21 protein-coding genes are annotated in these 24,676 nt (G+C 62.9%); 3 read left to right on the plus strand and 18 right to left on the minus strand.

Features of this window, described 5'->3' with window-relative positions; translation table 11 throughout:
- The first annotated feature begins 385 nt into the window (after positions 1 to 385).
- Positions 386 to 3,031, plus strand: a complete 2,646-nt coding sequence (locus tag N008_RS15630) for an MGH1-like glycoside hydrolase domain-containing protein (protein ID WP_044017348.1) — start codon at positions 386 to 388, stop codon at positions 3,029 to 3,031.
- A 114-nt stretch (positions 3,032 to 3,145) separates the two neighbouring features.
- Here N008_RS15630 and N008_RS15635 read toward each other — a convergent pair whose 3' ends face one another.
- The 7 genes from N008_RS15635 to N008_RS15665 form a co-directional block, all read right to left on the minus strand.
- Positions 3,146 to 3,382, minus strand: a complete 237-nt coding sequence (locus tag N008_RS15635; protein ID WP_044017350.1) for a hypothetical protein — start codon at positions 3,380 to 3,382, stop codon at positions 3,146 to 3,148.
- 270 nt (positions 3,383 to 3,652) lie between these two features.
- Positions 3,653 to 4,102: an ankyrin repeat domain-containing protein gene (locus tag N008_RS15640; protein ID WP_081910845.1), complete on the minus strand. Its 450-nt coding sequence runs from the start codon at positions 4,100 to 4,102 to the stop codon at positions 3,653 to 3,655.
- Positions 4,103 to 4,397: 295 nt separating this feature from the next.
- On the minus strand, positions 4,398 to 5,459 hold the full coding sequence (locus N008_RS15645) for a bile acid:sodium symporter family protein (RefSeq protein ID WP_052381620.1): 1,062 nt from the start codon (positions 5,457 to 5,459) through the stop codon (positions 4,398 to 4,400).
- A gap of 96 nt (positions 5,460 to 5,555) precedes the next feature.
- Positions 5,556 to 6,884: a PepSY-associated TM helix domain-containing protein gene (locus N008_RS21765; protein ID WP_156109344.1), complete on the minus strand. Its 1,329-nt coding sequence runs from the start codon at positions 6,882 to 6,884 to the stop codon at positions 5,556 to 5,558.
- A gap of 164 nt (positions 6,885 to 7,048) precedes the next feature.
- Complete coding sequence (locus N008_RS15655; protein WP_044017352.1) at positions 7,049 to 9,637, minus strand: TonB-dependent receptor; 2,589 nt, start codon at positions 9,635 to 9,637, stop codon at positions 7,049 to 7,051.
- 201 nt (positions 9,638 to 9,838) lie between these two features.
- Positions 9,839 to 10,912, minus strand: coding sequence for an LLM class flavin-dependent oxidoreductase (locus N008_RS15660; RefSeq protein ID WP_052381622.1), 1,074 nt, complete (start codon positions 10,910 to 10,912; stop codon positions 9,839 to 9,841).
- A 72-nt stretch (positions 10,913 to 10,984) separates the two neighbouring features.
- Positions 10,985 to 11,626, minus strand: coding sequence for a CatB-related O-acetyltransferase (locus N008_RS15665; protein ID WP_044017354.1), 642 nt, complete (start codon positions 11,624 to 11,626; stop codon positions 10,985 to 10,987).
- 99 nt (positions 11,627 to 11,725) lie between these two features.
- Between N008_RS15665 and N008_RS15670 the strand changes: the two genes are divergently transcribed.
- Positions 11,726 to 12,493, plus strand: coding sequence for a sulfite exporter TauE/SafE family protein (locus N008_RS15670; protein ID WP_044017356.1), 768 nt, complete (start codon positions 11,726 to 11,728; stop codon positions 12,491 to 12,493).
- Between the two features lie 264 nt (positions 12,494 to 12,757).
- Here the strand turns inward: N008_RS15670 and N008_RS21770 are convergent, their stop codons facing one another.
- Together N008_RS21770 and N008_RS23245 are read right to left on the minus strand one after the other, a co-directional pair.
- Complete coding sequence (locus N008_RS21770; protein WP_052381623.1) at positions 12,758 to 13,276, minus strand: hypothetical protein; 519 nt, start codon at positions 13,274 to 13,276, stop codon at positions 12,758 to 12,760.
- Positions 13,273 to 13,434, minus strand: a complete 162-nt coding sequence (locus N008_RS23245; RefSeq protein WP_156109345.1) for a hypothetical protein — start codon at positions 13,432 to 13,434, stop codon at positions 13,273 to 13,275. The genes N008_RS21770 and N008_RS23245 overlap by 4 nt, the downstream gene beginning before the upstream one ends.
- A gap of 79 nt (positions 13,435 to 13,513) precedes the next feature.
- Between N008_RS23245 and N008_RS15680 the strand changes: the two genes are divergently transcribed.
- Positions 13,514 to 14,542 carry an SDR family NAD(P)-dependent oxidoreductase gene (locus N008_RS15680; RefSeq protein ID WP_044017358.1) on the plus strand — a complete coding sequence of 343 codons (1,029 nt, stop codon included), beginning with the start codon at positions 13,514 to 13,516 and terminating at the stop codon, positions 14,540 to 14,542.
- A 106-nt stretch (positions 14,543 to 14,648) separates the two neighbouring features.
- Here the strand turns inward: N008_RS15680 and N008_RS15685 are convergent, their stop codons facing one another.
- The 9 genes from N008_RS15685 to N008_RS15725 all read right to left on the minus strand — a co-directional run bounded on the left by N008_RS15685 (position 14,649) and on the right by N008_RS15725 (position 24,522).
- A complete protein-coding gene (locus tag N008_RS15685; RefSeq protein ID WP_044017360.1) occupies positions 14,649 to 15,152 on the minus strand; it encodes a lipocalin family protein in 504 nt (167 codons plus the stop codon).
- 319 nt (positions 15,153 to 15,471) lie between these two features.
- Positions 15,472 to 16,302: a DNA-formamidopyrimidine glycosylase gene (gene mutM, locus N008_RS15690; protein WP_044017362.1), complete on the minus strand. Its 831-nt coding sequence runs from the start codon at positions 16,300 to 16,302 to the stop codon at positions 15,472 to 15,474.
- Between the two features lie 99 nt (positions 16,303 to 16,401).
- Positions 16,402 to 17,298 (minus strand): PhzF family phenazine biosynthesis protein, encoded by an 897-nt coding sequence (locus N008_RS15695; protein ID WP_044017364.1) that lies wholly within the window; start codon positions 17,296 to 17,298, stop codon positions 16,402 to 16,404.
- 121 nt (positions 17,299 to 17,419) lie between these two features.
- Positions 17,420 to 18,316, minus strand: coding sequence for a hypothetical protein (locus N008_RS15700; protein WP_044017366.1), 897 nt, complete (start codon positions 18,314 to 18,316; stop codon positions 17,420 to 17,422).
- 119 nt (positions 18,317 to 18,435) lie between these two features.
- Positions 18,436 to 20,226 carry an ABC transporter ATP-binding protein gene (locus N008_RS15705; RefSeq protein ID WP_044017368.1) on the minus strand — a complete coding sequence of 597 codons (1,791 nt, stop codon included), beginning with the start codon at positions 20,224 to 20,226 and terminating at the stop codon, positions 18,436 to 18,438.
- 96 nt (positions 20,227 to 20,322) lie between these two features.
- Positions 20,323 to 22,011 carry an MFS transporter gene (locus tag N008_RS15710; RefSeq protein WP_052381624.1) on the minus strand — a complete coding sequence of 563 codons (1,689 nt, stop codon included), beginning with the start codon at positions 22,009 to 22,011 and terminating at the stop codon, positions 20,323 to 20,325.
- Positions 22,012 to 22,216: 205 nt separating this feature from the next.
- The gene (locus N008_RS15715) at positions 22,217 to 22,420 is read right to left on the minus strand and encodes a KGG domain-containing protein (protein ID WP_044017369.1); all 204 of its coding nucleotides are present in this window, start codon (positions 22,418 to 22,420) and stop codon (positions 22,217 to 22,219) included.
- A 70-nt stretch (positions 22,421 to 22,490) separates the two neighbouring features.
- The gene (locus N008_RS15720; protein WP_156109346.1) at positions 22,491 to 22,823 is read right to left on the minus strand and encodes an STAS domain-containing protein; all 333 of its coding nucleotides are present in this window, start codon (positions 22,821 to 22,823) and stop codon (positions 22,491 to 22,493) included.
- 667 nt (positions 22,824 to 23,490) lie between these two features.
- Positions 23,491 to 24,522 carry a chemotaxis protein CheB gene (locus N008_RS15725; protein ID WP_044017373.1) on the minus strand — a complete coding sequence of 344 codons (1,032 nt, stop codon included), beginning with the start codon at positions 24,520 to 24,522 and terminating at the stop codon, positions 23,491 to 23,493.
- Positions 24,523 to 24,676: the final 154 nt, after the last annotated feature.

Here is a 24,676-nt window from a genome sequence, read left to right on the forward strand (position 1 = left end):
CGTCTCGTCGTTGAACGACCGGCACCCAAACAATGCCGGCAACGACAAGCCTGACTGGTGTAGAGACGCGACACTTCACGTCTCGTCGTTGCTTACGTTGTTCAGGCTGCGTCGATCCGGGTTGTGCAACCACGAGGCGCAAAGTGTCGCGTCTCTACATCGTTTTCAACCCTTGCTGTAGCTGACAACCGCCCGGAATATCGCTGCTCGACAGCAACCCTGGCCCCGTATACGCAGTACGCCTGACCTTCACCCAGCCGGTATGCGGGCCTTGCCAACAGAAATGGCCCGACCTTTGGGAAACCGCCACCCGGCGCGCCCCCAACCGGTGGCTACCTGAAGTTGCGCTGCTGCGTATATTCAGCCAGGCCTGAGCTTGAAGTTTATGACGCAGGAACAACTACGCTTAGCCGCGGCCAACGCCGGGCGGGCCCCATGGAAAAAGTTCGGACCCTACCTCACCGAGCGCCAGTGGGGCACGGTGCGCGAAGACTACTCAGCTGAAGGCAACGCCTGGGACTACATCACCCACGACATGGCCCGCAGCAAGGCCTACCGCTGGGGCGAGGAAGGTATCGGCGGTATTTCCGACGACCGACAGTTGCTGTGCTTCGCGGTGGCCCTCTGGAACGGCAAAGACGAGATGCTGAAGGAGCGCCTGTTCGGCCTCACCAACGGCCAGGGCAACCACGGCGAGGACGTGAAAGAGCAGTACTACTACCTCGACAGCACGCCCACGCACTCCTACATGCGGATGCTTTACAAGTATCCGCAGCGCAAGTTTCCGTACGGCAAGCTGGTGCGCGAAAACGGCCGCCGCACCCGCCTGGAGCCCGAATACGAGCTGCTCGACACCGGTATCTTCGACCAGAGCCGCTACTTCGACGTGTACGTGGAGTACGCCAAGGCCGGCCCCGAAGACGTGCTCATCAAGCTGACGGTGCACAACCGCGGCCCCAAAAAGGCCAGCGTGCAGCTGCTGCCGCAGCTCTGGTTTCGCAACACCTGGAGCTGGGACGGCAAGTCCACCCGGCCCAGTATGCGCGAGTCGCAGCCCGGCGCGGTGCACGCCCAGCACCCCGAGCTGGGCCACTACCACCTCTACTGCGAGCCGCACGGCACGGCCGAGCCGCCCCGCCTGCTGTTCTGCGAAAACGACACCAACGGCGCCCGCCTCTACAACCTGCCCGCTGAAGGCCGTCACTTCAAGGATGGCATCAATGACTACGTGGTGAACGGTGCGGCAGCCGCCATCAACGACGAGCAGGCCGGCACCAAAGTGGCCGCTCAGTATCAGCTGACCGTGCCGGCCGGCGAGGCCCGCACCGTGCGGCTGCGCCTGAGCCAGCCCTGGCAGGACGCGCCCTTCCACGACTTCGACCACCAGTTCTACCTGCGCCAGACCGAGGCCGACGAGTTCTACAACTGCCTCCAGGAAGGCCTGCCCGCCGACCCCGACGTACGCAACGTGCAGCGCCAGGCCTTTGCGGGCATGCTCTGGAGCAAGCAGTTCTACTACTACGACGTGAACCAGTGGCTGAAGGGCGACCCGGCCATGAGCAAGGCCCCGGCCAGCCGCCGCGCCGGCCGCAACAGCACCTGGCACCACCTCTACAACGCCGACATCATTTCGATGCCCGACAAGTGGGAGTACCCGTGGTACGCGGCCTGGGATCTGGCCTTCCACTGCATCCCGCTGGCCATGGTGGATACCGAGTTTGCCAAGCAGCAGCTGCGCCTGTTCACCCAGGACCGGTACATGCACCCCAACGGCCAGCTGCCGGCTTACGAGTGGAATTTCTCCGACGTGAACCCGCCCGTGCACGCCTGGGCTACTTGGCGCGTGTACCAGATGGACAAGAAACTCCACCACGGCCTCGGCGACACCGTGTTTCTGGAGGCCATGTTTCATAAGCTGGCCCTGAACTTTGCGTGGTGGGTGAACCGCAAGGACAAGAGCGAGCGGAACATCTTCGAGGGCGGCTTTTTGGGCCTCGACAACATCGGCGTGTTTGATAGGAGCGCGCCGCTGCCCACCGGCGGCTTCATTGAGCAGAGCGACGGCACCAGCTGGATGGCCATGTTCGCGCTCAACATGATGCGCATGGCCATGGAGCTGGCCAAGGCCAACCGCGTGTACCAGGAAATGGCCGGCAAGTTCTTCGAGCACTTCCTCTACATCGCCGACGCCATGACCCGCGGCGGCGACGGGCAGTTCAACCTCTGGGATGAGGAAGACGGCTTCTACTACGACGTGCTGCACACCCCCGACGGCGTGCGCACCAAGCTGAAGGTGCGCTCCATCGTGGGGCTGATTCCGCTGTTTGCAGTGGAAGTAGTGGAGCAGGATATTCTGGATGCGCTGCCTGAGTTTACGGCCCGCGCCACCTGGCTGATCCGGCACCGGCCGCACCTGGCGCAGCTCGTGAGCCGTTGGCAGGAGCCCGGCAAGGGCGCCCGCCACCTGCTAGGGCTGCTACGCCGCCCGCGTCTCAAGAAGCTGCTCACCCGCATGCTCGACGAAACCGAGTTTCTGTCCGATTACGGCATCCGGGCCATGTCGCGCTACCACTTGGAGCACCCCTACGTCTACAGCACCCCCGAAACTGACTTCACGGTGCAGTACGTGCCCGGCGAGGCCGAAAGCAGCATGTTTGGGGGCAACAGCAACTGGCGCGGGCCAATCTGGATGCCCATCAACTTCCTTATTATCGAGTCGTTGCAGCGCTACTATTTCTACTACGGCGACAACTTCAAAATCGAGTACCCAACGGGCTCCGGCAAGCTGCTCAACCTGCAGCAGGTAGCAGAAGCCCTGGCTGGCCGCCTCACCAAGCTGCTTCTCAAGGATGAAACCGGCCGCCGCCCCGCCTTCGGCAATGACGAGCGGCTGCAGACTGACCCGCACTTCCAGGACAACCTGCTCTTCCACGAGTACTTCCACGGCGATGCCGGCCACGGCCTCGGCGCCAGCCACCAAACCGGCTGGACTGGCCTAGTGGTGCGCCTGCTACAGCTCAGCGGCCAGTAGCGCGGGACTCTGCACAGCCAGCGGCCCGGTTTCCGCTCAGTAGCTGGCCTTGGGCTGAGGTACTGAGCGGAAACCGGGCCGTTGGCTGGTTTGGTTGAAGCTAAATACTGTGCGCTAGTTGTTGCGGTCAGTGAGCAGCGTGAGCTGGGCGGCCATTTCGGCCGGGCCCTGGTACACGAGGCGGCCATTGCGAATGGACCCGGCGTACACCTCTACCTCCGTGGAATTGTGAGGCAGAAACACCCGCACCGATTCACGCCGGCCGGGCCGGATGAGCGTGATGCCCGTAGGCGAGTTGTCGGGGGAAGCTATTTCGTAAAAGCCAGCGTTAGTAAGTTGTTTATCAAGCATTTCAGGTGAGTGGGTTTCACTGGCCCAAATGCTTGGAGTTGTTAGATAGTTTCATTTAGGTAAAAGAATTTTACTATAAAACTGCGCAGCGCCATTCCGGTAGAAAACTGCCGCCTTTGCCGGCTAGCTTACTGAGGAGCTTACTTATAAGCAGAAATTTCAGGTAGCCCGCCGGCAAATGGGTGCGTGGCGGGCCTCGTTTCCGCAGCGCTCAATGGCCGGACAATGCGCCCGGCTTTTGGTAGGGTAGGTGCAGGGCTGAAGCGCCCGTTATTTGGCTTTGTGAATCAGCTTCACCACGTCGGAACTACCACCTTCCTTGGCATGCGCCAGCACGTCTTTGCCGTCGCTGTCTTTGGCATTGGGGTTGGCGCCGCTGGCCAGCAGAAAGGCCGCTACCTCCGCGCTGCCCTCGTCGGCCGCCGCCATCAGGGCAGTGGAATTAAAGGAGTCATTCTTATCGATCTGTGCCTTGTACTTCACCAGAATCTTGACCAGTTCCAACTGGCCTTTGCCGGCAGCCAGAATCAGGAACGTGGTGGGAAAGCCCGGCACCATCTCCACCGGCGCATTGGCGTCGGCGCCAGCGGCCAGCAGCTTCTCTAGGGCTTCCGGCTGGTTTTTTACGATGGTGGCGTAAACCTTCTGAGTAGCCGTTTGGGCGTTGGCCAGAAATGGCAGTGACAGCAATAAGACAAAAAGCAGTAATAGTTTTTTCATGATAAAAGTACATCTGAAAGGAGTGGGCACTCTCAAATGTAAGACTTGATTATCGGAATATATCTATTCGCTTAAGAGTCGACTATATGTTCCGGTACCGGAGGATGGTAGCCCGGGTAATAGCCGTAAAACCTAGCTAATGGCTGGTATTTAAGGCAACTGATTCTGGAAGCGGGAAAAGGGGAGATGTAGCGCAAGCCGCTAACATTGGCAGCAGGACGCAGCAAAGTGCATTTTTCAACTAAGCTGGAAAATGTCTTAGCTGGGTAGCTTTATAGTGCAATTATATCATTGGTCACACGGCCACCGGGGCGGCGTCGGGCTGGCGGCTCATCTGCTGGGCCATCATGCTGGCCAGAATGATTTGTAGGGCGTGATAAAGCATAAGTGGCAGCAGGAGCAGCCCGGTGGCCGCCATACCCGGAAACAGCAGGCTGGCCATCACGCTGCCATGCACCAGTGACTTCTTGGAGCCGCAGAACAAGGCCGTAATTCGGTCCTCGCGCGAGAAGCCCAGCAGCCAGCTCATGCCCCACACCAGCCCGAAAATGGCGGCGTACAGGCCTACCATGCCCAAAGCCAGCAACGCCACATCGGCAGGGGCGTAGCTGCGGAAGATGCCTTCAGCAAACGACTCGCAGAAGGCTGTAAACACGATCAGCAGAATCACCACTTGGTCGGAGATGCGCAGGGCACCTTTGTGGCGCTCGGCAAAGGCGCCGTAGCGGCGGTTGAGCAGCACCCCGGCCACCACCGGCAGAATCACCTGCCAAACCAAACTCAGAGCCAGGTTCCAGAGGTGGCCGCCGTCGGCGCTGGTGTTCAGGAATAAGCTGGTCCAGAGCGGCGTGAGCACAATGCCCAGCAGGCTGCTGATGCTGGCGTTGAAGATGGCCGCCGGCAGGTTGCCGCGTGCAATACTCACCATCACGACGGACGTGGAAACCGTGCTGGGCAGGGTGCACAGGAAGAAAATGCTTTGCCAGAGCTGCTCGCCCTTCAGACCCTCAAACAGCGGCCGGGCCAACAGCGCCAGCAGCGGAAACGCCAGAAACGTAATGCCCTGCACCACCACGTGCAGGCGCCAGTTGCGCAGGCCGGCCGTGAGCTTTTCGGCACTCAGGCGCAGGCCGTAGAAAAAGAAAATCAGGGCCACGCCGGCCGTGGTGATGATTTTCCAGGGAATAGGGCTGCTCTTGCTCCCAACTCCGGGCACTAGGTAGGCCAGCGCCACGGCCCCCACTAGGCCCAGCAGAAACCAGTCGAGCAGGCCGGCGCGGCGGAGCAAAGCCAGAAGGCGGTTTTCGAACGGCGCGGCCGGCGTGGGCGAGAGAGGTGGAGGGGTGGGCTGCAGCATGAGCAAAGCAAAAGAAAAGCGTCAGACTACCGTAGTCTGACGCTTGCCGGCAATACGCAGGGGTCGGGCCGGGGGTTGAGGCCCGCCACCAGCGCATCAGGCCGCCGTGGCCAGCTTGCGCTGCTTCTTACGGCCCTTCTTCAGCCGGTTCAGCCACATAATCGTGCCCGTAATCGGGAACGTGACGCCCAGCAGGCACACCACCAGACTCACGATTTTGGAGGGCCAGCCGAAGATGGCGCCCGTGTGCACCGGCTTGAACAAACCCCGCACCCGCTGGCCCAGATTGCGCTGCTCGTAGGTCTGGCGTTTGAGCACGCTGCCGGAATACTGGTCGAGGTAAACCTCGTCGGTGGCGTTGTCATACACCGCATTCGGCCGCAGCGTGGCCACTTTGATGCTGCCAGTAGCGTCCTTCGGCAGCTGCAGCGAGTAGTACACGGCGTTGGGCGCCAGCTTCTGCGCCTCGCTCAGCACCGCATCGGCTGAGAGGCCAGGCGCGGTGGCCGATGTAGCCGGCTGCGCTGGCGTAGCATTAGCGGCTGAGGCGGCGGGTATCAGCGCGGTGGTGCCGGCCGGCACCACCGATACGGGCGGCTCGGGCCGGTCCATCGGTGAGTTCGTAACGGCGTAGATGCCTTTGTTGAACCACTCAAACGACCACGCCAGCCCCGTGAAGGCAAACACGAACAGCACCAGCGCCGAGTAGAAGCCCAGCACCACGTGCAGGTCGTGGTTGAGGCGCTTCCAGCCGCCGCCCCACTTCACCTGCAGCCGCTGCCGCATCGCCTTGCGCGAGGCCGGCCACCACAGCACCAGCCCGGTTCCGATAATCACCAGAAACAGCAGCGTGCTCACGCCCACCACCAGCTTGCCGATGGCGCCGCCCACCATACCGCGGTGCAGGGCCATCATCGAGAAGAAGAAGGTTTCGCGGTAGTTCAGCTCACCCGTTACGGCGGCAGTGTAGGGGTTCACAAACACCACCGGCCCCCGGCCGCCTTCGCCGCCTTTACCGGCCTCCTTGCCACCCTTGCCTTCTTTTCCTCGGCCTTCGCCGCTCTTTTCACGCGCGCCTTCGTTTGGCTGGCCGCCCCGCTCGGGGCGGCCAGCTTCGGGCTTCCGCTCGCCACCGGGGCCGCCGGGGGCTACGGCCAGACTGATTTCCACGGTGCGGGTGGGGTCAGCGTACACTTTCAAGCCGGTAATCCTGGCGTCGGGCTTGTAGGCCCGCACGGCCGCCGTGAGCTGGGTTAGCGGCTGGCGCGGGGTGGTGGCGGGCACCACAGAGTAGCGCTCCGGGTGCCAGGCCTGCTCCAGCTCTTTCTCGAATACCAGCACGCCGCCCGTGAAGCACACCACGGCAACAACCAGCCCCGACGCGAGGCTGAGGTAGAGGTGAAGGTTGCGAAAGAAAATTTTCATAAAGTGTGGGTTGGGCAGCCGGCAGCCGGCATTGCTAGGGTTTTGTTGAATGGCAGAAACTTCGGCGCAGATGAAAACCCGGGCCGACACCAGTTGCAGCTGGTGCCGGCCGGGCTTTCGACTCACGCTTCACTCACCTGTGTTAGAAAGGCCCGGGTGCGGGCTTACAGTTTGTAGCCCAGCGTCGCGGCAAAGCTGCGCGGCGCAATGGGGTTGATGCTGTTGTCGTCGTGCAGATTGTAGCTCAGCTCGTTGAGGATGTTGGCCATCTTCACCCGCACCGAAAACCGCTCATAGGTGTAGCCCAGCGAGGCATCGAACTGCGTGTAGTTGGGGATGCTGATGAGCTTGTTGGCATCGGTAACGGGGTTGCCGTTGGTGTCGTAGAGCAGGCGCGGGTTGCGGCCGGCCAGCTTGTCGCCCACGTAGTAGGCCGTGACACCCGCCGTGAGGCCGCGCAGCAGGCGCTGCTCCGGGGCCAGGCTCCCGAAGTTGTAGAACAAGCTCAGGTTGGCGGTGTGGGCCGGGTTGTAGCGCAGGCGGCTGCCGGTCTGGTAGAGGGTGCTGCGGGTGTAAGCAGTGTAGTTGTAGCTGTAGCCCGTAATGAAGCTCCAGCCCATCATCGGCTTGCTTTGCACGTCCACTTCCACGCCCTTGCTGGTCACCTGGCCGGCCAACTCCTGGGCGCTGGGGTAGGCCGCGTTGTAGGCTGGGTTCGGGGTGTTGGGGTTGCCCCCAACGAACTGCTGAATCACCTGCGCTTGGTTGCTGTTCACAATGCGGTAGGCCGTCACGTTGGCCGACAGCGCACCCTTGAACAGATCGTTTTTCAGGCCCACCTCATACTGGTCGATGATGGAAGGCGGCAGGGCCGCGCCCTGGTTGTCCGTCACGGTGTTGCCTTGGGGCGTGAAGGAGTTGGAGTAGGAAGCAAACAGCGCCATCGTCTTCAGCGGCTGATACACCACGCCCAATCGCGGCGAAAAGGCGTTGTCGTAGCGGCGGGTGTCTACCACCTGGCCGGCCAGCGGGCCGCTGGCGTTGATGGCTTTGCGGTTGGCGGCGGTGTTATAGTAGTAGATGTCGCTGGGCGTTTCCTGGTAGCTCCAGCGCAAGCCGGCCAGCACCTTCACCTTCTCCGACACGCTCAGCAGGTCCTGGGCGTAGAAGCCTGCGCGACGGGTGTTGGCCTGCGTGGAGGCATTGCGCACCAGTGCCTCAAACCCGGCAATGCGCTCCGTGGGCTGCGCCACCACCTTGCTGCGGTCCAGAATGTTGATGGCATCGAAGGCCGTAACTACCTCCGTGGCGGGCCGGGAAGGCGAGTTCGGGCCGGTGTAGGCCAGCGTGTTGGTCAGGTATTGGTCGGCATCGGCGCCCACCAGCACGGTGTGTTCCAGGCGGCCGGTGCGGAGCTTGCCGGTCAGGTCGAGCTGGGCCAGGAAGTAGTTTTCTTGGGTTTCGGTGCGCTGCAGGCTGCGGGTCAGGTTGCCGTAGGTGGCCGGCGCGGCGCTGGCCACCGGGCGCGAGGCCGAGCGCAGCTCGTTGTCGTAGCGCTGGAAGCCGGCCACGCCGCGCAGTTGCCAGGCATCGGTGAGACGCGTGGTGAGGGTGGCCGTGGTGCTGGTCTGGATCGTGGCGTTGCGGGCGCCAGCCACGTTCAGGAAGCGGCTGCGCGACTCCGGAATCTGGTAATCAATGCTGCCGATGCCAAAGTCGGGCGTGCGGTTGTCGCGCAGGTAGTCGCCTTCCAGCACCAGCGTGGTCTTAGGCGTCAGCTCGAACAGCAGCGAGGGATTCACATACACCCGCTTGGATTTCACTTCGTCGCGGAAGCTGTTGGCGTTTTCGTAACTGCCGTTCAGCCGGAACGCCGCTTTCTGGCTGCCACCGATGGCGCCGTATACGTCCACCGTCGGCTTCCAGAACCCGAAGCTGCCCACCCGCAACCCCACCGAGCCGCCGCGCTCAAACTGCGGCTTTTTGGTGACGAGGTTGAGCACGCCGCCCGCGGCCACGTTGCCGTACAGGATGGCCGCGCTGCCCTTCAGCACTTCCATGCGCTCCAGGGAGCTGGCTTCGGGCATCACGCCGTTGTTGAACCGGACGCCATTCTTAAAGGTGTTGTTGGAGCCGTAGGCGAAGCCCCGGCTGCCCAGCTCTTCCTGCGTGCCGCCGGTGGTGCTGGTCACGTACAGGCCGCTTACGTTGGCCAGCGCGTCGCTCAGGCGCAGCACCTGCTGCTGCTCCAGTACCTCGCGCTCCACCGTCACGGCGCTCTGCGGCAGGTCGAGGGCCGCCACAGGCAGCTTGCCCACGCTCAGCGCCCGCTGGTTCATCGACTTGGCTCCCGTCACAGTCACTCCCGCCAACGACTGGCTGCTGGCCACCAGCACGAACGTCGGCAGCGAAGTAGTTTCGCCGCTCACCACACTCACCGCCACTTCCTGAGGAGCGTGCCCGATGCTGCTCACCGCCAGCTGGTAAGCGCCCGGCTGCGCCGCCAGCCGGAAATGGCCGTCGGCGGTGGTGCTGGCCCCGTACGAAGTGCCTTTCAGCGCCACCGTCACGCCTTCTACACCCTGCCCGCTGGCATCCGTCACGCGGCCCGCCACCCAGCCGCGCCGCGCCGGATCATCAGCACTTGATTTGGAGACCGGCTTCCCGGAAGGCACAACAAACGCAGAAACAGGAAGGGCCGCCGTCGTGAGGGGCAGGGCGGCGGTCAGCAGCAGCGGTAGCAGTCGGGACATGGCGCGGTGGTTTGCTTATTTAGATTGATTAAAAACAATGCAAAGCACGATGCTATTTAGATAGATTCAAAATAGTGTAGCTGAAAATTTTTCCAATCTTTCGCCAACCCGATGATTTTTAGTTGGATGCCGGGCACAAAAAAGCGCCGGACCCAATCGGGTCCGGCGCTTTTAGTAGGCGAATTCAGCGGTGCGGCCGGGCTACACGGCCAGGGCGGCCGGCTCCGGCACCGGTGCGTTCAGCGCGAAGGCGTCGGCCAGCAACTCGTAGGAGCGCAGCCGGTCGTCGTAGTCGTGGGTGATGGTCACGGCCGATACCTCATCCACGCCGTAGCTGGCAGCCAGGGCCGTAATTTCGGCTTTCACCTTGTCGGGCGTGCCGCTGATGATGCGCTGGTGGTGGTAGGCTAGGCGCGCCCGCAGGTCGGCCGACAGGCTAGATACGTTCACTTTCTCCACGGCTTCGATGGACGTAAACTGGCCGGTTTCCAGTTTCAGCATCTGCAGCGCCAGATTGTCGGCCAGGGCCTGAGCGTGGCCGGCGGTGTCGGCGCAGGCCACGAAGATGGCCACGTTGGCCTGCGGCGCGGCCAGCTCCGGCGACGGGCGGAACCGCTCACGATACATCTGCACCATCTTCGGCCCGCCGTTGGGGTTGATGAAGTGGGCAAACGAAAACGCGGCCCCCACGTGCGCCGCAAACAGGCCGCTTTGCCCGCTGCTGCTCAGCAGCCACAGCTCGGGCACGGTGTCCACAAACGGTGCGGCTTTCACGCGGGCATGGATGGTGTCGGGTACGGTTTCGTCGCGCAGGTAGGCCCGCAGGTCCATGAGCTGCTCGGCAAAGTCTTCGTCGCGGAACTGGTTGTGGGGGTTGAGGGCGTGGGCCGTTATGCGGTCGGTGCCGGGCGCCCGCCCGATGCCCAGGTCGATGCGGCCGGGGTAGAGCGCCTCCAGCATGCGGAAGTTCTCGGCCACTTTCAGGGCCGAGTAGTGTGGCAGCATCACGCCGCCCGAGCCCAGCCGGATGCGGCTGGTTTCGGCGCCCAAGCGGGCCAGCAGTACTTCCGGCGAAGAGCCGGCCAGCGTGTTGGTGTTATGATGCTCGCTCACCCAGAAGCGGGTGAAGCCCAGCCGGTCGGTGAGGCGCGCCAGCTCGATAGAGTGCTGCAGCGCCTCGCGCGGGGTGCGCCCCAGCGGCACCGGCGACTGGTCGAGCACGCTCAGGCGCAGAGGGGCGGTAGCAGAAGAGGAAGTCAGGTTCAAGGAATTCATAGCTGCTACAACACCAACCGGGCGCGGTTGGTTTACGGACGAGCTGAAGCCGCGGGGCGAAGCTTGCCGCCGCTACTCGGCTGCTTCCAGCGCATCGAGGTCGGCAGCATTGAGCAGGGCCAGATGGCGCGTGATTTTATCGGCAGGCCAGTGCCACCACGCCAGCGCCTGTAGCCGCGCTACCGTGGTTTCGTCGAAACGGTAGCGCACCACCTGGGCCGGGTTGCCGGCCACTATGGCGTAGGCGGGCACGTCGCGCGTCACCACAGCTTTGGCCGCCACTACGGCGCCGTTGCCGATTTGCACGCCGGGCATGATGGTGGCTTCGTAGCCAATCCAGACGTCGTGCCCCACCACGGTGTCGCCCTTGGAAGGGTATTTCTCCTGTACCGACTGGTCGGCCATCAGTGCCTCCCAGCCACCCCCGAAAATGGCAAAAGGGAATGTGGAAACCGGCGTGGTTTCGTGGTTGCCACCATTCATGATGAACTTCACGCCGGACGCCAGGGCGCAGAACCGACTAATAATCAGTTTGTCGCCAAGGAAGTCGAAATGGTAGAGCACGTTGCGCTCAAAGTTGGCCGGGTCTTCCAGGTCATCATAATAGGTGTAGTCGCCGACGATGATGTTGGGGCGGGTAACCAGGTTTTTGAGGAACACCAGCTTGCGGTGGTGTGGCAGCGGATACAGCGTAGCGGGGTCGGGGCCGTGCATAATAAACGAGCAAGGAAGGTGCGCCGCAAAATACGGCCTGCCGGGCGCCAATTGCATAGTGCGTGCTAAACCAGGGGCGTTGGGTGCTACTTTCGCGGCATGGTAACTCCCGTGGCGCTCGGCCTGCTGTGTTTTTTTGCCTTTCTGGCCGGTTTCATTGATTCCATTGTGGGCGGCGGCGGCCTGATTCAGCTGCCGGCCATGCTGCTGCTGCTCAAAGGCACGCCGGTGCCCACCATTCTGGGTACCGGCAAGGTTTCATCGTTGATGGGCACGGCGGCGGCGCTACGCAGCTACGCCGGCAAGGTGCCCATCCGGTGGCGGGCCGTGGGTACGGCGGCGGCCGTGGCGGGCGTTTTTTCGTTTCTGGGGGCGCGGGTGGTGAGCCAGCTGCCGCAGGAGCTGCTGCCGCCGCTGGTGCTGGGGCTGCTGGTGGCCATTGCCGTCTACACGTTCTGGCGCAAGGATTTCGGGAGTTTGCACGCCCCGCGGTTGTCGGCGCAGCGCGAGCCGCTCTATGGCGCGCTGGTCGGGCTCATCATCGGGTTCTACGACGGCTTCTTTGGGCCGGGCACGGGCTCGTTTCTGCTGTTTGCCTTCGTGGGTTTGTTCGGCTACGACTTCATTACCTCGTCGGCGTCAGCCAAGCTGGTGAACGTGGCCACCAACCTGGCGGCGCTGCTGTACTTCGCCTACACCGGCCAGATTCTGTGGGCCGTGGCGCTGCCCATGGCGCTCTGTAACATCCTAGGCTCCACCCTGGGCGCCCGCCTGGCGCTACGCCACGGCACGGGCTTCGTGCGGGTGCTGTTTCTGGTGGTAGTCAGCGGCTTCATCGTGAAGCTGAGTATGCAGGTGTTTGGGTGAGTTGGGGTGATGAGGTGATGGAGGGATGAAGTGATGAGGTGACAGGTAAAGAATGAACGTCATTCCGAGCCTGCGAGGAATCTCGCGTGCTGACGTGGGCCTCACCCCCCGGCCCCCTCTCCCGTGGAGGGGGGGAGCCAGACGAGTTTTTTGATAATGTGGTTTTGGGGTAAGCCCGCTTCCTGGTGATTACTACGCTGGCGAGATTCCTCGCAGGCTCGGAATGACGTTCTACCTTTTTCACCTCGTCACCTCATCCCAAAATCACTCATTCCCTGGCAGACCGGGGGCGGGGGTGCCTTGGGCGCCCTGGGCGTTCGGGACGCCCATTTTCTCTTCGCGCTTGCGCTGATACCGGTCGAACTGGGCGGGAGTCAGCACGTCCTTCAGGGCGCCCATCCGGGCCTGGCCTATGTCGTCGATGACGGTGGCCATCTTGCGCACGTTCTGGCGGTAGGTGAGGCGGGCGGTTTCCACGCCCCGCACGCTCACCAGGTTTATCTGGCTTACTTTCTCCACCTGTTGCGGGTTCAGGCCCAGCGCTTTCTGCATGTTGGCCGTGAGCGAGGCGGCGCGGGCGTCTACCTTGGCCGCGTCGGGCTCGGCGGCTGGCAACGCGGCGGCCGGAGTGGCCGGGCGGGCCGTAGCGGCGGGCGTCCGCGTCTTGGTTTTGGCATCAACGCCAGCCGTTTCCGACTTGGTTTTGACTTTGGTAGTGGTCTGGGCCAGCAGCAGGCCGGGCGCACCAAGCACCAGCATGGTGGCTAGAAGTGGTTTTTTCATGGAATGGCAAAGAAAATAGGAGCCGGCGGTAACTGGCCGATGTAGGTGGTGCCGCCGCCGCCCCAACCGATATGTAAAGATGATGCCAATTCAGAAAAGGCAGGGCTATAACGCCGGCTTTTCCCTTTTTGGTCGGCCCAGCGCCAGAATTTCGGCAAAGGTGCCTGGCCGGCAAACTTCCGGCGGCTTCCGGCAGTATGTAAGCGGCAGGCTCACCTTCCGCAACCCTCTCTAGCCATGACTTCAACTACCCGAAACAACTGGCTGGCCGCCGCTGGCGCCGGCTTGGCGCTGGCCGCCGCCACGCTCTGGAGCAACCGCCGCGGCACCTACGATCTGCGGGGCCGCGTGGTGCTGGTAACCGGCGGCTCGCGCGGCCTGGGCCTTATTCTGGCCCGCCAAGCCGTGGCCGAAGGCGCCAAAGTAGCCATCTGCGCCCGCGACGCCGAGGAGCTGGAGCGGGCCCGCCAGGAGCTGGCCGCCGACGGCGCGCAGGTGATGGCGCTGGTGCGCGACCTGACCAACGCCGTGGAAGTCCGCACGCTGGTGGCCGAGGTGCAGCAGCAGCTGGGGCCCATCGAGGTGCTGGTCAACAACGCCGGCATCATCACGGCCGGCCCTCTCGACCACATGGAGCTGCGCGAGTACGAGGAGTCGATGGACACCCACTTCTGGGCCCCGCTGCACGCCATGCAGGCCGTGCTGCCCGATATGCGCCTTCGAGGCGAGGGCCGCATCGTGAACATTGCCTCGGTGGGCGGCAAAGTGGCCGTGCCGCACCTGGCGCCTTACAGCGCCAGCAAGTTCGCGCTGGTGGGTTTGTCGGAAGGCTTCCGGGCCGAACTGCGCCAGTACGGCATTCAGGTGACCACCGTCTGCCCCGGCCTGCTGCGTACGGGCAGTCCGCGCAATGCCATTGTGAAAGGCCAGCACCGCAAGGAATATGCCTGGTTCACCATTGCTGACTCGCTGCCGGCCCTCACCGTGGCGGCCGACTCGGCGGCCCGCCAGATCTGGAACGCCTGCCGCCGCGGCGACGCCGAAATCATCATCGGCCTGCCCGCCAAGCTGCTCTCGGCCTTCCATGGCCTGGCCCCCGGCACCACAGCCGACCTGCTGAGCTGGGTGAACCGGACGCTCCCGGCCCCCACCGGCGAACAGGGCGACGCCCGCCGCTTCGGCCACGAAAGCGAGTCGGAACTGTCGCAGTCGTGGCTCACGGCCCTCACCCGCAAAGCCGAGAAAGAAAACAACGAGCGTCCCTAAGCTGCTTGCGCCAAAGCTACCAGCACAAAAAAGCGCCTGGCTGATTAGCCAGGCGCTTTTCTTGTTGAACGGTGGTAAATGCTGGGGTGTGCGGCTGGCGAAAATTCTAGCGGCCGTACACCGAGGTTACCGTGGTGGTTTTACCATCGGTACTAGGTACAGTTTGCACCAAGCGCAGCGTAGAGGCCGTCAGCTCGGCAATAGAGTAGGTAGTGGTGGTGCCGGTGTGCGTAACCGACAGCGACTGGCCGTCTTCATTGAAGGACCAGCTGCCTTCCGACTGCTGGGCAACTTCAGCATCGCGCTTAAGGGTGCCCTCATCCAGGAAAAGCTTGCCTTCAGCCCGGAACTGAGTGAGGTTGTCGCGCTTGTCGGCTTTCTCCATCACCAGCAGATTGGTGGTCAGCTGGCCGGTAGTGGCTACGCTGCTGGTTAGCTTCCAATCGCCGGTAGTCAGGAGGCTGGTTTTCTCTTCTACTGATTGCGTGACAGGCGCAACGGCGGCTGTGGCAGCCTGGTCAGGTGTATTCACATTATCCAATTCTTTCTCACAGGAAGCCATGCTTAGAACGGTGGCAGCTAGGCTCAGGAACAAGGTTACTTTCTTCATGAAACGGGATTTGGGTGATTTTTGAGTTACTTCAACAACACGTCTTACTTCGGCATGGCCACTCCGGGCCGGTACTTCTCCACTAGGGGTCCAACTTCTCTTCTCAACGAATCACCCAGGTGGGCTTCGTTAGTGCAAATCTAACTAACTGTTTATCAAGTTGGTTCAGGATGTATAGGAAAAGGTCAATTTTTACCACTTTATATCAGAAGAGTGCAGTAGAGTGCTGATTATCTTGATTTTGTGATTAATTATTCCCTGAAAAGTAAAAAAGGCCTCTGAATCTAATTCAGAGACCTTCTAGTTTCGTCGGATAGCACTATGCAGCAGCGGGCGGCGGCGGCTGGCACCGCGGGCAGTAGTAGGTAGCGCGGCCGCCTACGTAGCTTTTTGCTATTTCAATTTTAGGATGACGCGGACAGTAAATATGGTTATTCGTGCCTGGGGTGGCTGAGTCGTCCCACTCACGGGCATGAATCAGAAACGAAGCCGGGAAATACCGGTAGGTGGCCTCGTGCCGGATGGCGGTGCTGAGCACCAGCTGGATAGCCGCGTGCAGGGCCTCAAACTCGGCGGTGCTGAGCGTGTGCGCCCGCCGCTCCGGATGGATCCGCGCCTGGAACAGCACTTCGTCTACAATCCAATTTCCGAGGCCGGCCGTGATGCTCTGGTCGAGCAGCAGCGGCTTGATCATGGGCTTGCGCGTGCCCAGGGCCTGCTGCAGCTGAGCGGCCGTAATATCGAGGGCGTCGGGCCCCAGCTTTTTGGCTTTCTGGTACTGCGCCACGCCTTCGGCCAGCCGGATGCGGCCAAACTTGCGGGCATCCACGAAGGCCACGCACAGGCCGCTGCCCAGGTGCAGGGCCACGCGGGTGAAGCGCGGGGCGTCCGGCTCGTCGCGGTAGGCGCCCACGTCGCCGGTCATGCCGAAGTGCAGCACCAGCACCCGGTCGTCATCGAGGTGCAGAAAGCAGTTTTTGCCCAGGCGGCTGGTGCGCGTGACGGTGCGGCCGGTGAGGGCGCGCCGCAGGGTGTCTTCGTCGGTGGCCAGCACTTTGGGGTCTTTCACTTCCAGCGCCGTGATGGTCTGGTCGACCACCAGGTCGTCGAGGAAGCGGCGGTAGGTTTCTACCTCGGGTAATTCGGGCATAAGCAGCGCAAAAAAGGATACGCGCGGCCTGGTGGCCGCGCCGGGGTATAACCGCCAACCAGCCGCCGGGGTTGCGCCCCCGGGGCCGGTACCGCCGCGCTACAGCGTAAGGCGTCCTTCCAGCACCACCACGCCCGTCCCGCTGATGCGCACTGCCTCGATGTCAGTCGGCGGGCCCTGCACCAGCACCTGCACGGTGCCGGGGCGGCCCAGCCAGTGGCCCTGCTCGGCCAGAAACGCCGGCGAATCGAGCAGGCCGTAGTGCCAGAGGTAGGCCGCCATGCCGCCGGTAGCCGAGCCCGTGACGGGGTCTTCGAGTACATCGGGCGGGGTGCAGATGTGGCGCGCAAACGTGCGGCCCGCCGGCGTGGCACCTTCCAGGCAAAACAGATGGGAGCTGAAAAAGCCGGTGGCCTGCCGGTAGGCCAGCAGCGCCTCGGGCTGGGCCAGGTGCGCCCGGCGCAGGGTGGCGGCGTCGCGCAGGGGCACCATCAGCTGCGGGGTGCCGGTGCTCACGGTTTGCACCACGGCGCCGGGCAGCAGGTCGGCGGGCGTGAGGCCGAACATCGGCAGCACCTCGGCCGCGTTGTGCACCTGCCCGAACACGGGGCGGCGCTGCGTCATGTGCACTAGGTGCGGGCGGCCGGGCTCGGCGGGCTCCACGGCCACCGCAATGGGCCCGTGCAGTAGCTCCAGCGTGAGGGGCATAGCGTGCGTGGGGCGCGGTAGGCGGCCGGTGTGCAGCAGGGCCGTGAGCGTGGCAATGGTGGGGTGGCCGGCCAGCGGAATTTCCTCGGCCGGCGTGAAGTAGCGCACGGCAAAGTCGGCGGTGGCGGAAGTGCGCACGAAGGCGGTTTCGGGCTGGTTGAACTCTTGGGCCAGGCGCTGCATCTGTTCGGCGGTCAGGTTGTCGGCGTCAAGCACCACGGCGCAGGAATTGCCACCCAGCGCGGTTTCGGTGAAGGCATCGACCAGCAGAAAAGGATAAACGGGCATCGAAAGCAAAGAGAAGAAGAAAAGAAGCAGCCGGCACCGGCGGCCCTAAAGATAACGGCCGGCCCCTGCACGCAGGAGCCGGCCGTTGCCGAAGAGAAGCCAGAACAAAAATCTATGCTGCCTACGACGGGTCGGAGAGCATGGCGACCTGGCGGCCGTTGGCGTCGAACACGCCCCCGGCGGCACTCACGAACAGGCGGCGCTGCTGCCCATCGACGATGATATAAGGATACGACACCGAATCGGAGCGGGTGAGGCGGCCCACCACCTGCGTGGTGCGGGCTTCCTGGTTGAGGCGCACGATGTTGAGGTGGCTAGTGAGGTAGTAGAGCTCGGCAGGGTTGCTGCGGAACGTGATTTTGCCGATGGTGTTGCTAGGCTGGCTGATGCGGCTGGCTACCGTGGTTACCGGCGCGGGCATGGGCCGGCTCACGACCATAGCCGGCGAGGCCGAAGGTGAGGTGCCGCGGGTGCTGGCCACAATCTGCTGGGTGGCGCGCTGCCAGCCCTCGTTAATGGCCTGCAGGCGGGTGCTACGGCCGGGGTGGGTGGGCGAGGCCTGCTCGTCGGACACCACGGCCATGCCGGCCTGCGCCTGCGCCAGGCTGGCGCCCATCTTGCGCAGCACAAACCCTGAAAACTCGTCGGCTTCCAGCTCGTCGGCGGGGTTGGAGCCGCCGGGGCGCAGGGTGTGGCCGTTGAGGTGGTGACCCATTTCGTGGGCTAGAATGCTGATGCCGGCCCAGTCGGTGCGGCCGGCCTGGTTCACGGCCGTCACGAACCGCGGGTTGTAGAGCAGGTAGCGCTTGCCACTGTACACCACGGCGGCGGCATTCTGCACCTGCGAGGTGGCCAGCAACTCAAAGCGGGGCTTGAGGCCCACTACGTCGGTGATTTCGCGCAGTACGTCGCGCTGTGGAGCGGAGTAGGATTGGGCACCGGCCGTGCCAGCCAGCAGCAGCCACCCAGCCAGCAGCGAGCCGGCAAAGCGACGAATAAGGCGAGGGTGAAGCGTCATGAGAAGTCGTTTAGAAGCGAAACTAACAGAAGAGAGAAGTCAGTAATCGTGCCGAAATGGCTGCTTCTATAACGCGAGGGCGCTGGTTTTAGTGCGTTTTTACGGGTCGCGCTACTGCCTTACGCCGGCTGGCGCTGGGGGCGGATGGAGGCCTGGGGCCGCTCGCCAATCTGCTGGCGCCACATGGCGTAGTAGAGGCCCCGCTGCTCCAGCAGTTCCTCGTGGCGGCCGGCTTCGGCTACGTGGCCGCGCTCCAGCACGAAGATGCGGTCGGCGTGCAGGATGGTGCTCAGGCGGTGGGCAATGAGGATGGTGATGTGCTGGCGCGAACCCGACAGCTCCCGCACGGTCTGGCTGATTTCTTCTTCCGTGAGGGAATCCAGGGCCGAGGTGGCTTCGTCGAATACCAGCAGGGTGGGGCGGCGCAGCAGGGCCCGGGCGATGCTGAGGCGCTGCTTTTCGCCGCCCGATACCTTCACACCGCCTTCGCCGATTACCGTATCGAGGCCCAGCGGGGCGCGGGCCAGCAGGGTGTCGGCGGCGGCCTGGTGCATGGCGTGCAGGCACTGCTCGTCGGTGGCATTAGGGGCCACGAAGCGTAGGTTTTCGCGGATGGTGCCGGCGAAGAGCTGGGTGTCCTGAGTCACGAAGCCGATCTGCTCGCGCAGGGTGTCCAGGTCTAGCTCGGGGCCGGGGATGCCGTTGTAGAGAATCCGGCCCTGGGCGGGCGGGTAAAGGCCCACCAGCAGCTTCACGAGCGTGGTTTTGCCCGAGCCCGAGGGGCCCACGAAAGCAATGGTTTCGCCCAGCTTGGTCTGGAAGCTGATGCCGTCGAGGGCGGGGGCGCTGGCCGTGAGGTGCTGGAAGTGCACGTCGTCGAAGGCCAGGGTTTCGATCTGGTCGATGGTTTTGGGGTGAGCCGGCTTGACTTCCTTGGGCGTGTCGAGAATCTGCTGATAGTTGGCCAGTGAGGCCTCAGTCTCGCGGTAGATGTTGATGAGGGTGCCCATTTCCTGCAACGGCCCGAAAATGGCGAAGGAGTAGAAGAAGAACGTGATGAACTTGCCCGGCTGAATCACGCCCTGCACCACCAGAAACACCAGCATCAGAAGAATCACGTTGCGCATCAGGTTCACGAAAGTGCCCTGCACAAACGAAAGGGAGCGGAGGTAGCGCACCTTCTTGAGCTCCAGCTTCAGAATTTTGCCGGTGGTGGCGTTCAGGCGCTGGGTTTCCTGCTGGGCCAGCCCCAGGCTCTTGATCAGCTCAATGTTGCGCAAACTCTCGGTGGTGGAGCCGGCCAGCGCCGTGGTTTCGGCCACGATGGTTTTCTGAATCACCTTGATGCGCTTGCTCAGGAAAAAGCTCAGCGCGCCCAGCAACGGAATGGTCAGGAAGTACACCAGGGCAATGGGCCAGTACACGCTCAGGGCGTACCACGTCACGAAAATGATTCCCACCAACGAGATGAACAGGATGTTGATGAAGCTCTGAATGAGCTTCTCCACGTCGGTGCGCACCTTCTGCAGCTTGCCCAGCGTTTCGCCCGAACGTTGGTCCTCGAACACCTGGTAGGGCAGCTCCAGCGAGTGGCGCAGGCCGTCGGAGTACAGCTCAGCGCCCAGCCGCTGGGTGATGACGTTGGTGTAGTAGTCCTGGAAGTTCTTGGCGATGCGCGACACCATGGCCACGCCCAGGGCCTTGAGAATCAGCAGCCCGGCCCCGCCCGAAACAAACGCCCAGAACGTGGGATGCTGGGTGCTTTTCAGGGCCGGCGACACGTACCGGTCGATAATCTGCCCCAGAATGAAGGGGTCGAGTAGGGAAAATATCTGGTTGATGGCGGCTAACAGCAGAGCCAGGGCCAGCAGGCCCCAGTAGTGGCGCAGGTAGCGGTAGAGTAATTGCATGAGGCAGTGTGAGAGGAGAGAACGAACATAAGCACCGAGACCGGCTAAATGTTCAGTGCGGGCAAAGGTCACATTTCCCGGGCTTCGGCTGCGCGGTTACGTAGCCTCGCCGGCGGTGCTGGCTACCAGGCGGGTGCTGCCGGGCACCATCACCGGAGGCGGCGTGGCAGCCGTGTACGTCTGCGCCAGCAGGTGCGCCACGGCCGGGGTGTCGGGGCCTTGGTGCAGGGCCCGGAGCTGGGTTTTCAGCGCCGCCTCGTCGCGGCTCACGCCCCGCTCGTGCTGCTGGGCGTGCTCCTCCCACGATTCGGTCATGAAGTATTCCACCAGGCGGGTGGGTTCGGCCAGGTCCACGTACAGGCCCCAGCCAATGGCCCCTTCGCGGCGCCGGATATCGGCCAGCTGGTCCATGAGGTAGGTGAAAGCGGGGCGGTCGGCGGGCGCGACGTAGTAGGTGGTAGTGATGATGACCGGGCCGGCGGTGGGGGCCGGAGCTTCAGCCAGCTGCGGCTGAGGGCGGGGGCGAGCTGGCGTGTGGTCGAGGGTTTCGGGCGCGTTGTAGAGGGAGAAGCGCAGGCCCAGCAGCGTGCTGAGTGTAAGCCAACTGGCCGCGCCGGCCAGCGCCGCCGGTAGCCCCCAGCGGCTGGCCACCGCGCCCCACACCACGCTGCCCAGCGCCATGCCGCCCTGAATGGTAAGCAGGTACAGGCTGATGGTGCGGGCCTGCACCCAGCGCGGTACCACCGTCTGCACCCCCACGCTGAAGGAGTTCAGTACCAGCATCCAGGCCAGGCCCACCAGCACCAGCAGCGCCATCAGTAGCGGCTTGCTGCCCGAGTAGGCCAGCCCCAGCAGCCCCAGCGCAAACGCGGCAGTGGCCAGCGTCACGCGCCAGTCGATGCTAAGGCGCTGGTTGAGGCGCGGCAGCAGCAGCGCCCCCAGCACCGCCCCGGCCCCCATGCATGAGAGCAGAATGGAATAGAACGAAGTGGGCAACTGCAGCTGCCGGATCACCACGGCCGGCATCAGGGCCAGCAGAGCACTAGCCCCAAACGTGAAGCTCACGCCCCGCACCAGAATGTGCTGCACCGGCGGCGAAAACCGGGCGTAGCGCACTCCGCCCCGGATGGCCGCCACCACCCGCTCGGTAGCTAGCGTGGACGTAGCCTGCGGTGCCCGTTTCCAGCTATACACCATGTAGATGGTGGCCAGAAACGACAGCCCGTTCAGCAGAAACGCCGCCCCCGCCGAGAAATACCCAATCACCAATCCGCCCAGCGCCGGCCCGAAGGCCCGGGCCAGGTTGAAGCTGACGCTGTTGAGGGCAATGGCCTGGGGCAGTTCGGCGCGCGGCACCAACTCGGGCGTCACGGTTTGCCAGACGGGATTATTCAGTGCACCACCCAGTCCCAGCAGAAATGTAAGCAGCAGCAGCAGCCATGGATTGTTGAAGCCCAGCAGCGTGATGGCCGCCAGCAGCAGCGCCACCGTGGCCATCCAGGTTTGGGTGGTGAGCAGCATCTTGCGGCGGTCCACCAAGTCGGCGAGGGCCCCGGCGGGCAGACTCAGCAGAAACACGGGCAGCGCCGAGGCCGTCTGGAGCAGGGCCACCAGCACCGGCGAGGGCGTAAGCTGCGTCATCAAACCCACGGCGCCCACGTTCTGCATCCAGGTGCCGATGTTGCTCACGAATGACGCAATCCAGAGCATCCGGAAGATGGGAATGCGCAGCGGCGTGAATGGAGAAGAGGCGGCGGGCAGGAGCGGCGGAGCAGAGGCAGGCATAGAAACGGAAGCGGTAGACCAGCCTAGTACGTAATTGTCTACGCTACGACTGCCGGACCAGCGCCAGCGTGCTGCACTACTATCTTTGCCAGGCCGGCTTCCAAGCCAAGTACCCCAGGGCCCACTACAGCACAGGCCCCGATGCGCCGTGCACCGAGGCCTGTAGAGCACTGCTTACAAACAGCGCAAAAAGCCAGGAAACAACTTACTCCTGAATCGGTGAGCGGCGGACCAGGCCGCCTTTGCGTCCGGCTTCCCGGGCTTCTTCCGAAGTAAACCGATGGCCTCGGCCGCTGGCGTGGGAAGCTTTGCCGCCTTCGCGGGCAATGCGCCGCTGCAGCTCCGGATCCATCGAGGCAAAGCCACGACAGCTGGTAGTGGAAGGACCCGGAGCGGCTGCATTGGGCATAGATATGGCAGATGCGTGGATAGTAGCCATAAACGAAGGAATAAAAGGGTGAAAAAGTAGAAAGCTGATTTTAGACCAGAGTTTGCTGTCCACTTGGTGTTGCGGAAGCTGGCCAGATCCGGAAAAGCTGTTGCAGTTGTAGCAGCTGCAACGCCCGCAGCAAAGTGGGGCCTACATTGTAGAGCAGCAGCTCGGCACCGGCCGTACGGGTGAGCAGCAGCCGGGATACCAGAAAGCTGACGCCGCGGGTGCGCAGGCAGCGCAAGTGCTGGCAGTCTACCAGCAGGTTGGGGCGCTGCGTGGGGTTGCCCTTCCGAAGGCGCCGAACCAGCTCCACCGAATCAGCAGCGTCGATATCCACTGCATAGGCAGGAGTAGCAAGAAGCTGTGCATCAAATAGCATAAAACAGGTTTGGTTATGGTAGTAGTAGAACAGCCGGGAGTTTTCGCACCTATCCGTCAGAATCTAGCCTCTGTCAACTCAGGTGCTAGGTAAAATTAGCGTACATATTAGCGCGATAAGTCAGTGTTAATAACCAAATTAGCGCTACGTATTAACCGCTTCGATGCAGCACAAGTCTGAGCTGGGGGATGCTCTACTGAATGAGGAATACAGCGGTGGAGAGCAGCGCCGGGCCGGCATCCAGCACCAGATTGGGCAGCACCGTGGCTGCCCCGGCTTCTGTGAGCAGCAACGCGTGTTACGGCTCCGGCAACCCATACGATTCGTAGAGTAGCAGCCAGTGCGCTACTGGCGGCGCATCAGTAGCAACAGGCAAGCCGAATAGGGCCAGATGCTGATAAATGCTCGCTCTTGTAACCTGGCCTGAATGAATAGAGAAACCACTACCAGCACTGTCTGCTACACTCTCTGCCCTGCATAACTGTTCCTAGGCTTACACGTTTCTGCGGCCTGTTGGCTACTTGGTGGCTGGATTTGCTTGAACGCAGTAACCAGATCGGGTAGCAGCTGCAGAAATACTGAAAAGCAGCCGACCCTATACGGACTTTGCGAGTCCGTATTTCCCGAACCAGTGAACCACTACCCGCACAGCTCTGCGGATACAGCTCTAAGACTCGCTAGCTGCGTTGCTCGCATTATGGGCGCTTAACCCGTTCACGCCGTTGAGCATAAACTCACGCAGCCGATTGATGTGACGCTTTATTTCTTCCAGGCGCTCCTGCTGCTGGGCGCTCCACGGGGTCTGTTTGCGTGAAGCCATGCTGGAAAGCAGGTTTTTGCGCTCTTCCATCATGCGCAGGGCCACCCACAGCGTTTCTTCCAGTCCCTGGCGCGAGCTGTCCAGCAGAGCCTCAGCCGTGAAGGCGTGGCCGGTATGGCAGCGGAAGCGCAGCACACTGCCGTGCTCTAGCTTCCAGAGCGAGCCGCCGCAGTCGGGGCAGGTGAATGGCGTTGGCGCGCCGATGTGCTGTACTTCAGAAATTGTCCCTACCACACGGGCCGCAATAGCCGCCTCAGCTTGGATGTCTTCAGGAATAGGCACGGGAGCAGGCGGCGGCACGCGCGTAAGTTCCTGCAACAACTGCCCCATCTGAGGCAGGGGCGTCACGTAGTCGATGGCTACGTTGCGAAGGGCCGTTTCGGGCATGCTCGGATAGTCGGCATCCTGCGGGTCCTGCACCACGGCGCGGCCGCCGCAGCGCTTAACGAAGTCGAGGCCGGCAGTACCATCGTGCAGCATGCCCGTGAGCACCACCCCAATAACGGCGCTGCCATAGTGCACGGCCGCCGACCGGAATAGGGCATCGACGGCGGGCCGGTAGCTGTTTTCGCGCGGCCCTTTTGTAACCAGCAGCCGGCCTTCAAACACCAGGAGGTGGCGGTCGGCGGGGGCCAGGTACAAGTGGCCCGCCTGAATCGGCTGTTCGTCGGTTGCTACCTGACAGGACAAGGAGGTATGCAGGCTTAGGTGATGCACAATGTGCGCGCCGGAAGAGTTGGCCGCCAGGTGCTGCACAACCAGCACGGCGGCGGGCAGCGTGGCCGGCAGCTGTGCTACCAGCTGCACCAGGGCCTGCAGACCGCCAGACGAAGTGCCAACAACAATCAGGTGGGGAGACGCGGGGGAGGGATTGTTCATACAGTATCAAGCGTGGCTGGCCAACCAGTAGTCAGGCTGCAGTCATATAGTTGGTACGGGCGAAAAAGCCGTTTGGCTGCCTGTTGAGCTTGATTTTGCGAAACGGATATCTGCTCAGCCGGGGGTAGGAAGGCCCGGCTTTCTGGTTACTTTT

Origin of the sequence: Hymenobacter sp. APR13 (genome assembly GCF_000737515.1) — a bacterium.
Taxonomy (GTDB): Bacteria; Bacteroidota; Bacteroidia; order Cytophagales; family Hymenobacteraceae; genus Hymenobacter.

Coding starts and splice junctions, on each gene's coding strand:
- N008_RS15720 (WP_156109346.1), bottom strand. CDS start 22,823: ATGCTATTTGATGCACAGCTTCTTGCTACTCCTGCCTATGCAGTGGAT.
- N008_RS15710 (WP_052381624.1), bottom strand. CDS start 22,011: ATGCCTGCCTCTGCTCCGCCGCTCCTGCCCGCCGCCTCTTCTCCATTC.
- N008_RS15685 (WP_044017360.1), bottom strand. CDS start 15,152: ATGAAGAAAGTAACCTTGTTCCTGAGCCTAGCTGCCACCGTTCTAAGC.
- N008_RS15705 (WP_044017368.1), bottom strand. CDS start 20,226: ATGCAATTACTCTACCGCTACCTGCGCCACTACTGGGGCCTGCTGGCC.
- N008_RS15630 (WP_044017348.1), top strand. CDS start 386: ATGACGCAGGAACAACTACGCTTAGCCGCGGCCAACGCCGGGCGGGCC.
- N008_RS15670 (WP_044017356.1), top strand. CDS start 11,726: ATGGTAACTCCCGTGGCGCTCGGCCTGCTGTGTTTTTTTGCCTTTCTG.
- N008_RS21765 (WP_156109344.1), bottom strand. CDS start 6,884: ATGAAAATTTTCTTTCGCAACCTTCACCTCTACCTCAGCCTCGCGTCG.
- N008_RS15700 (WP_044017366.1), bottom strand. CDS start 18,316: ATGACGCTTCACCCTCGCCTTATTCGTCGCTTTGCCGGCTCGCTGCTG.
- N008_RS15640 (WP_081910845.1), bottom strand. CDS start 4,102: ATGAAAAAACTATTACTGCTTTTTGTCTTATTGCTGTCACTGCCATTT.
- N008_RS15665 (WP_044017354.1), bottom strand. CDS start 11,626: ATGCACGGCCCCGACCCCGCTACGCTGTATCCGCTGCCACACCACCGC.
- N008_RS15725 (WP_044017373.1), bottom strand. CDS start 24,522: ATGAACAATCCCTCCCCCGCGTCTCCCCACCTGATTGTTGTTGGCACT.
- N008_RS21770 (WP_052381623.1), bottom strand. CDS start 13,276: ATGAAAAAACCACTTCTAGCCACCATGCTGGTGCTTGGTGCGCCCGGC.
- N008_RS15635 (WP_044017350.1), bottom strand. CDS start 3,382: ATGCTTGATAAACAACTTACTAACGCTGGCTTTTACGAAATAGCTTCC.
- mutM (WP_044017362.1), bottom strand. CDS start 16,302: ATGCCCGAATTACCCGAGGTAGAAACCTACCGCCGCTTCCTCGACGAC.
- N008_RS15695 (WP_044017364.1), bottom strand. CDS start 17,298: ATGCCCGTTTATCCTTTTCTGCTGGTCGATGCCTTCACCGAAACCGCG.
- N008_RS15680 (WP_044017358.1), top strand. CDS start 13,514: ATGACTTCAACTACCCGAAACAACTGGCTGGCCGCCGCTGGCGCCGGC.
- N008_RS15645 (WP_052381620.1), bottom strand. CDS start 5,459: ATGCTGCAGCCCACCCCTCCACCTCTCTCGCCCACGCCGGCCGCGCCG.
- N008_RS15655 (WP_044017352.1), bottom strand. CDS start 9,637: ATGTCCCGACTGCTACCGCTGCTGCTGACCGCCGCCCTGCCCCTCACG.
- N008_RS15660 (WP_052381622.1), bottom strand. CDS start 10,912: ATGAATTCCTTGAACCTGACTTCCTCTTCTGCTACCGCCCCTCTGCGC.
- N008_RS15715 (WP_044017369.1), bottom strand. CDS start 22,420: ATGCCCAATGCAGCCGCTCCGGGTCCTTCCACTACCAGCTGTCGTGGC.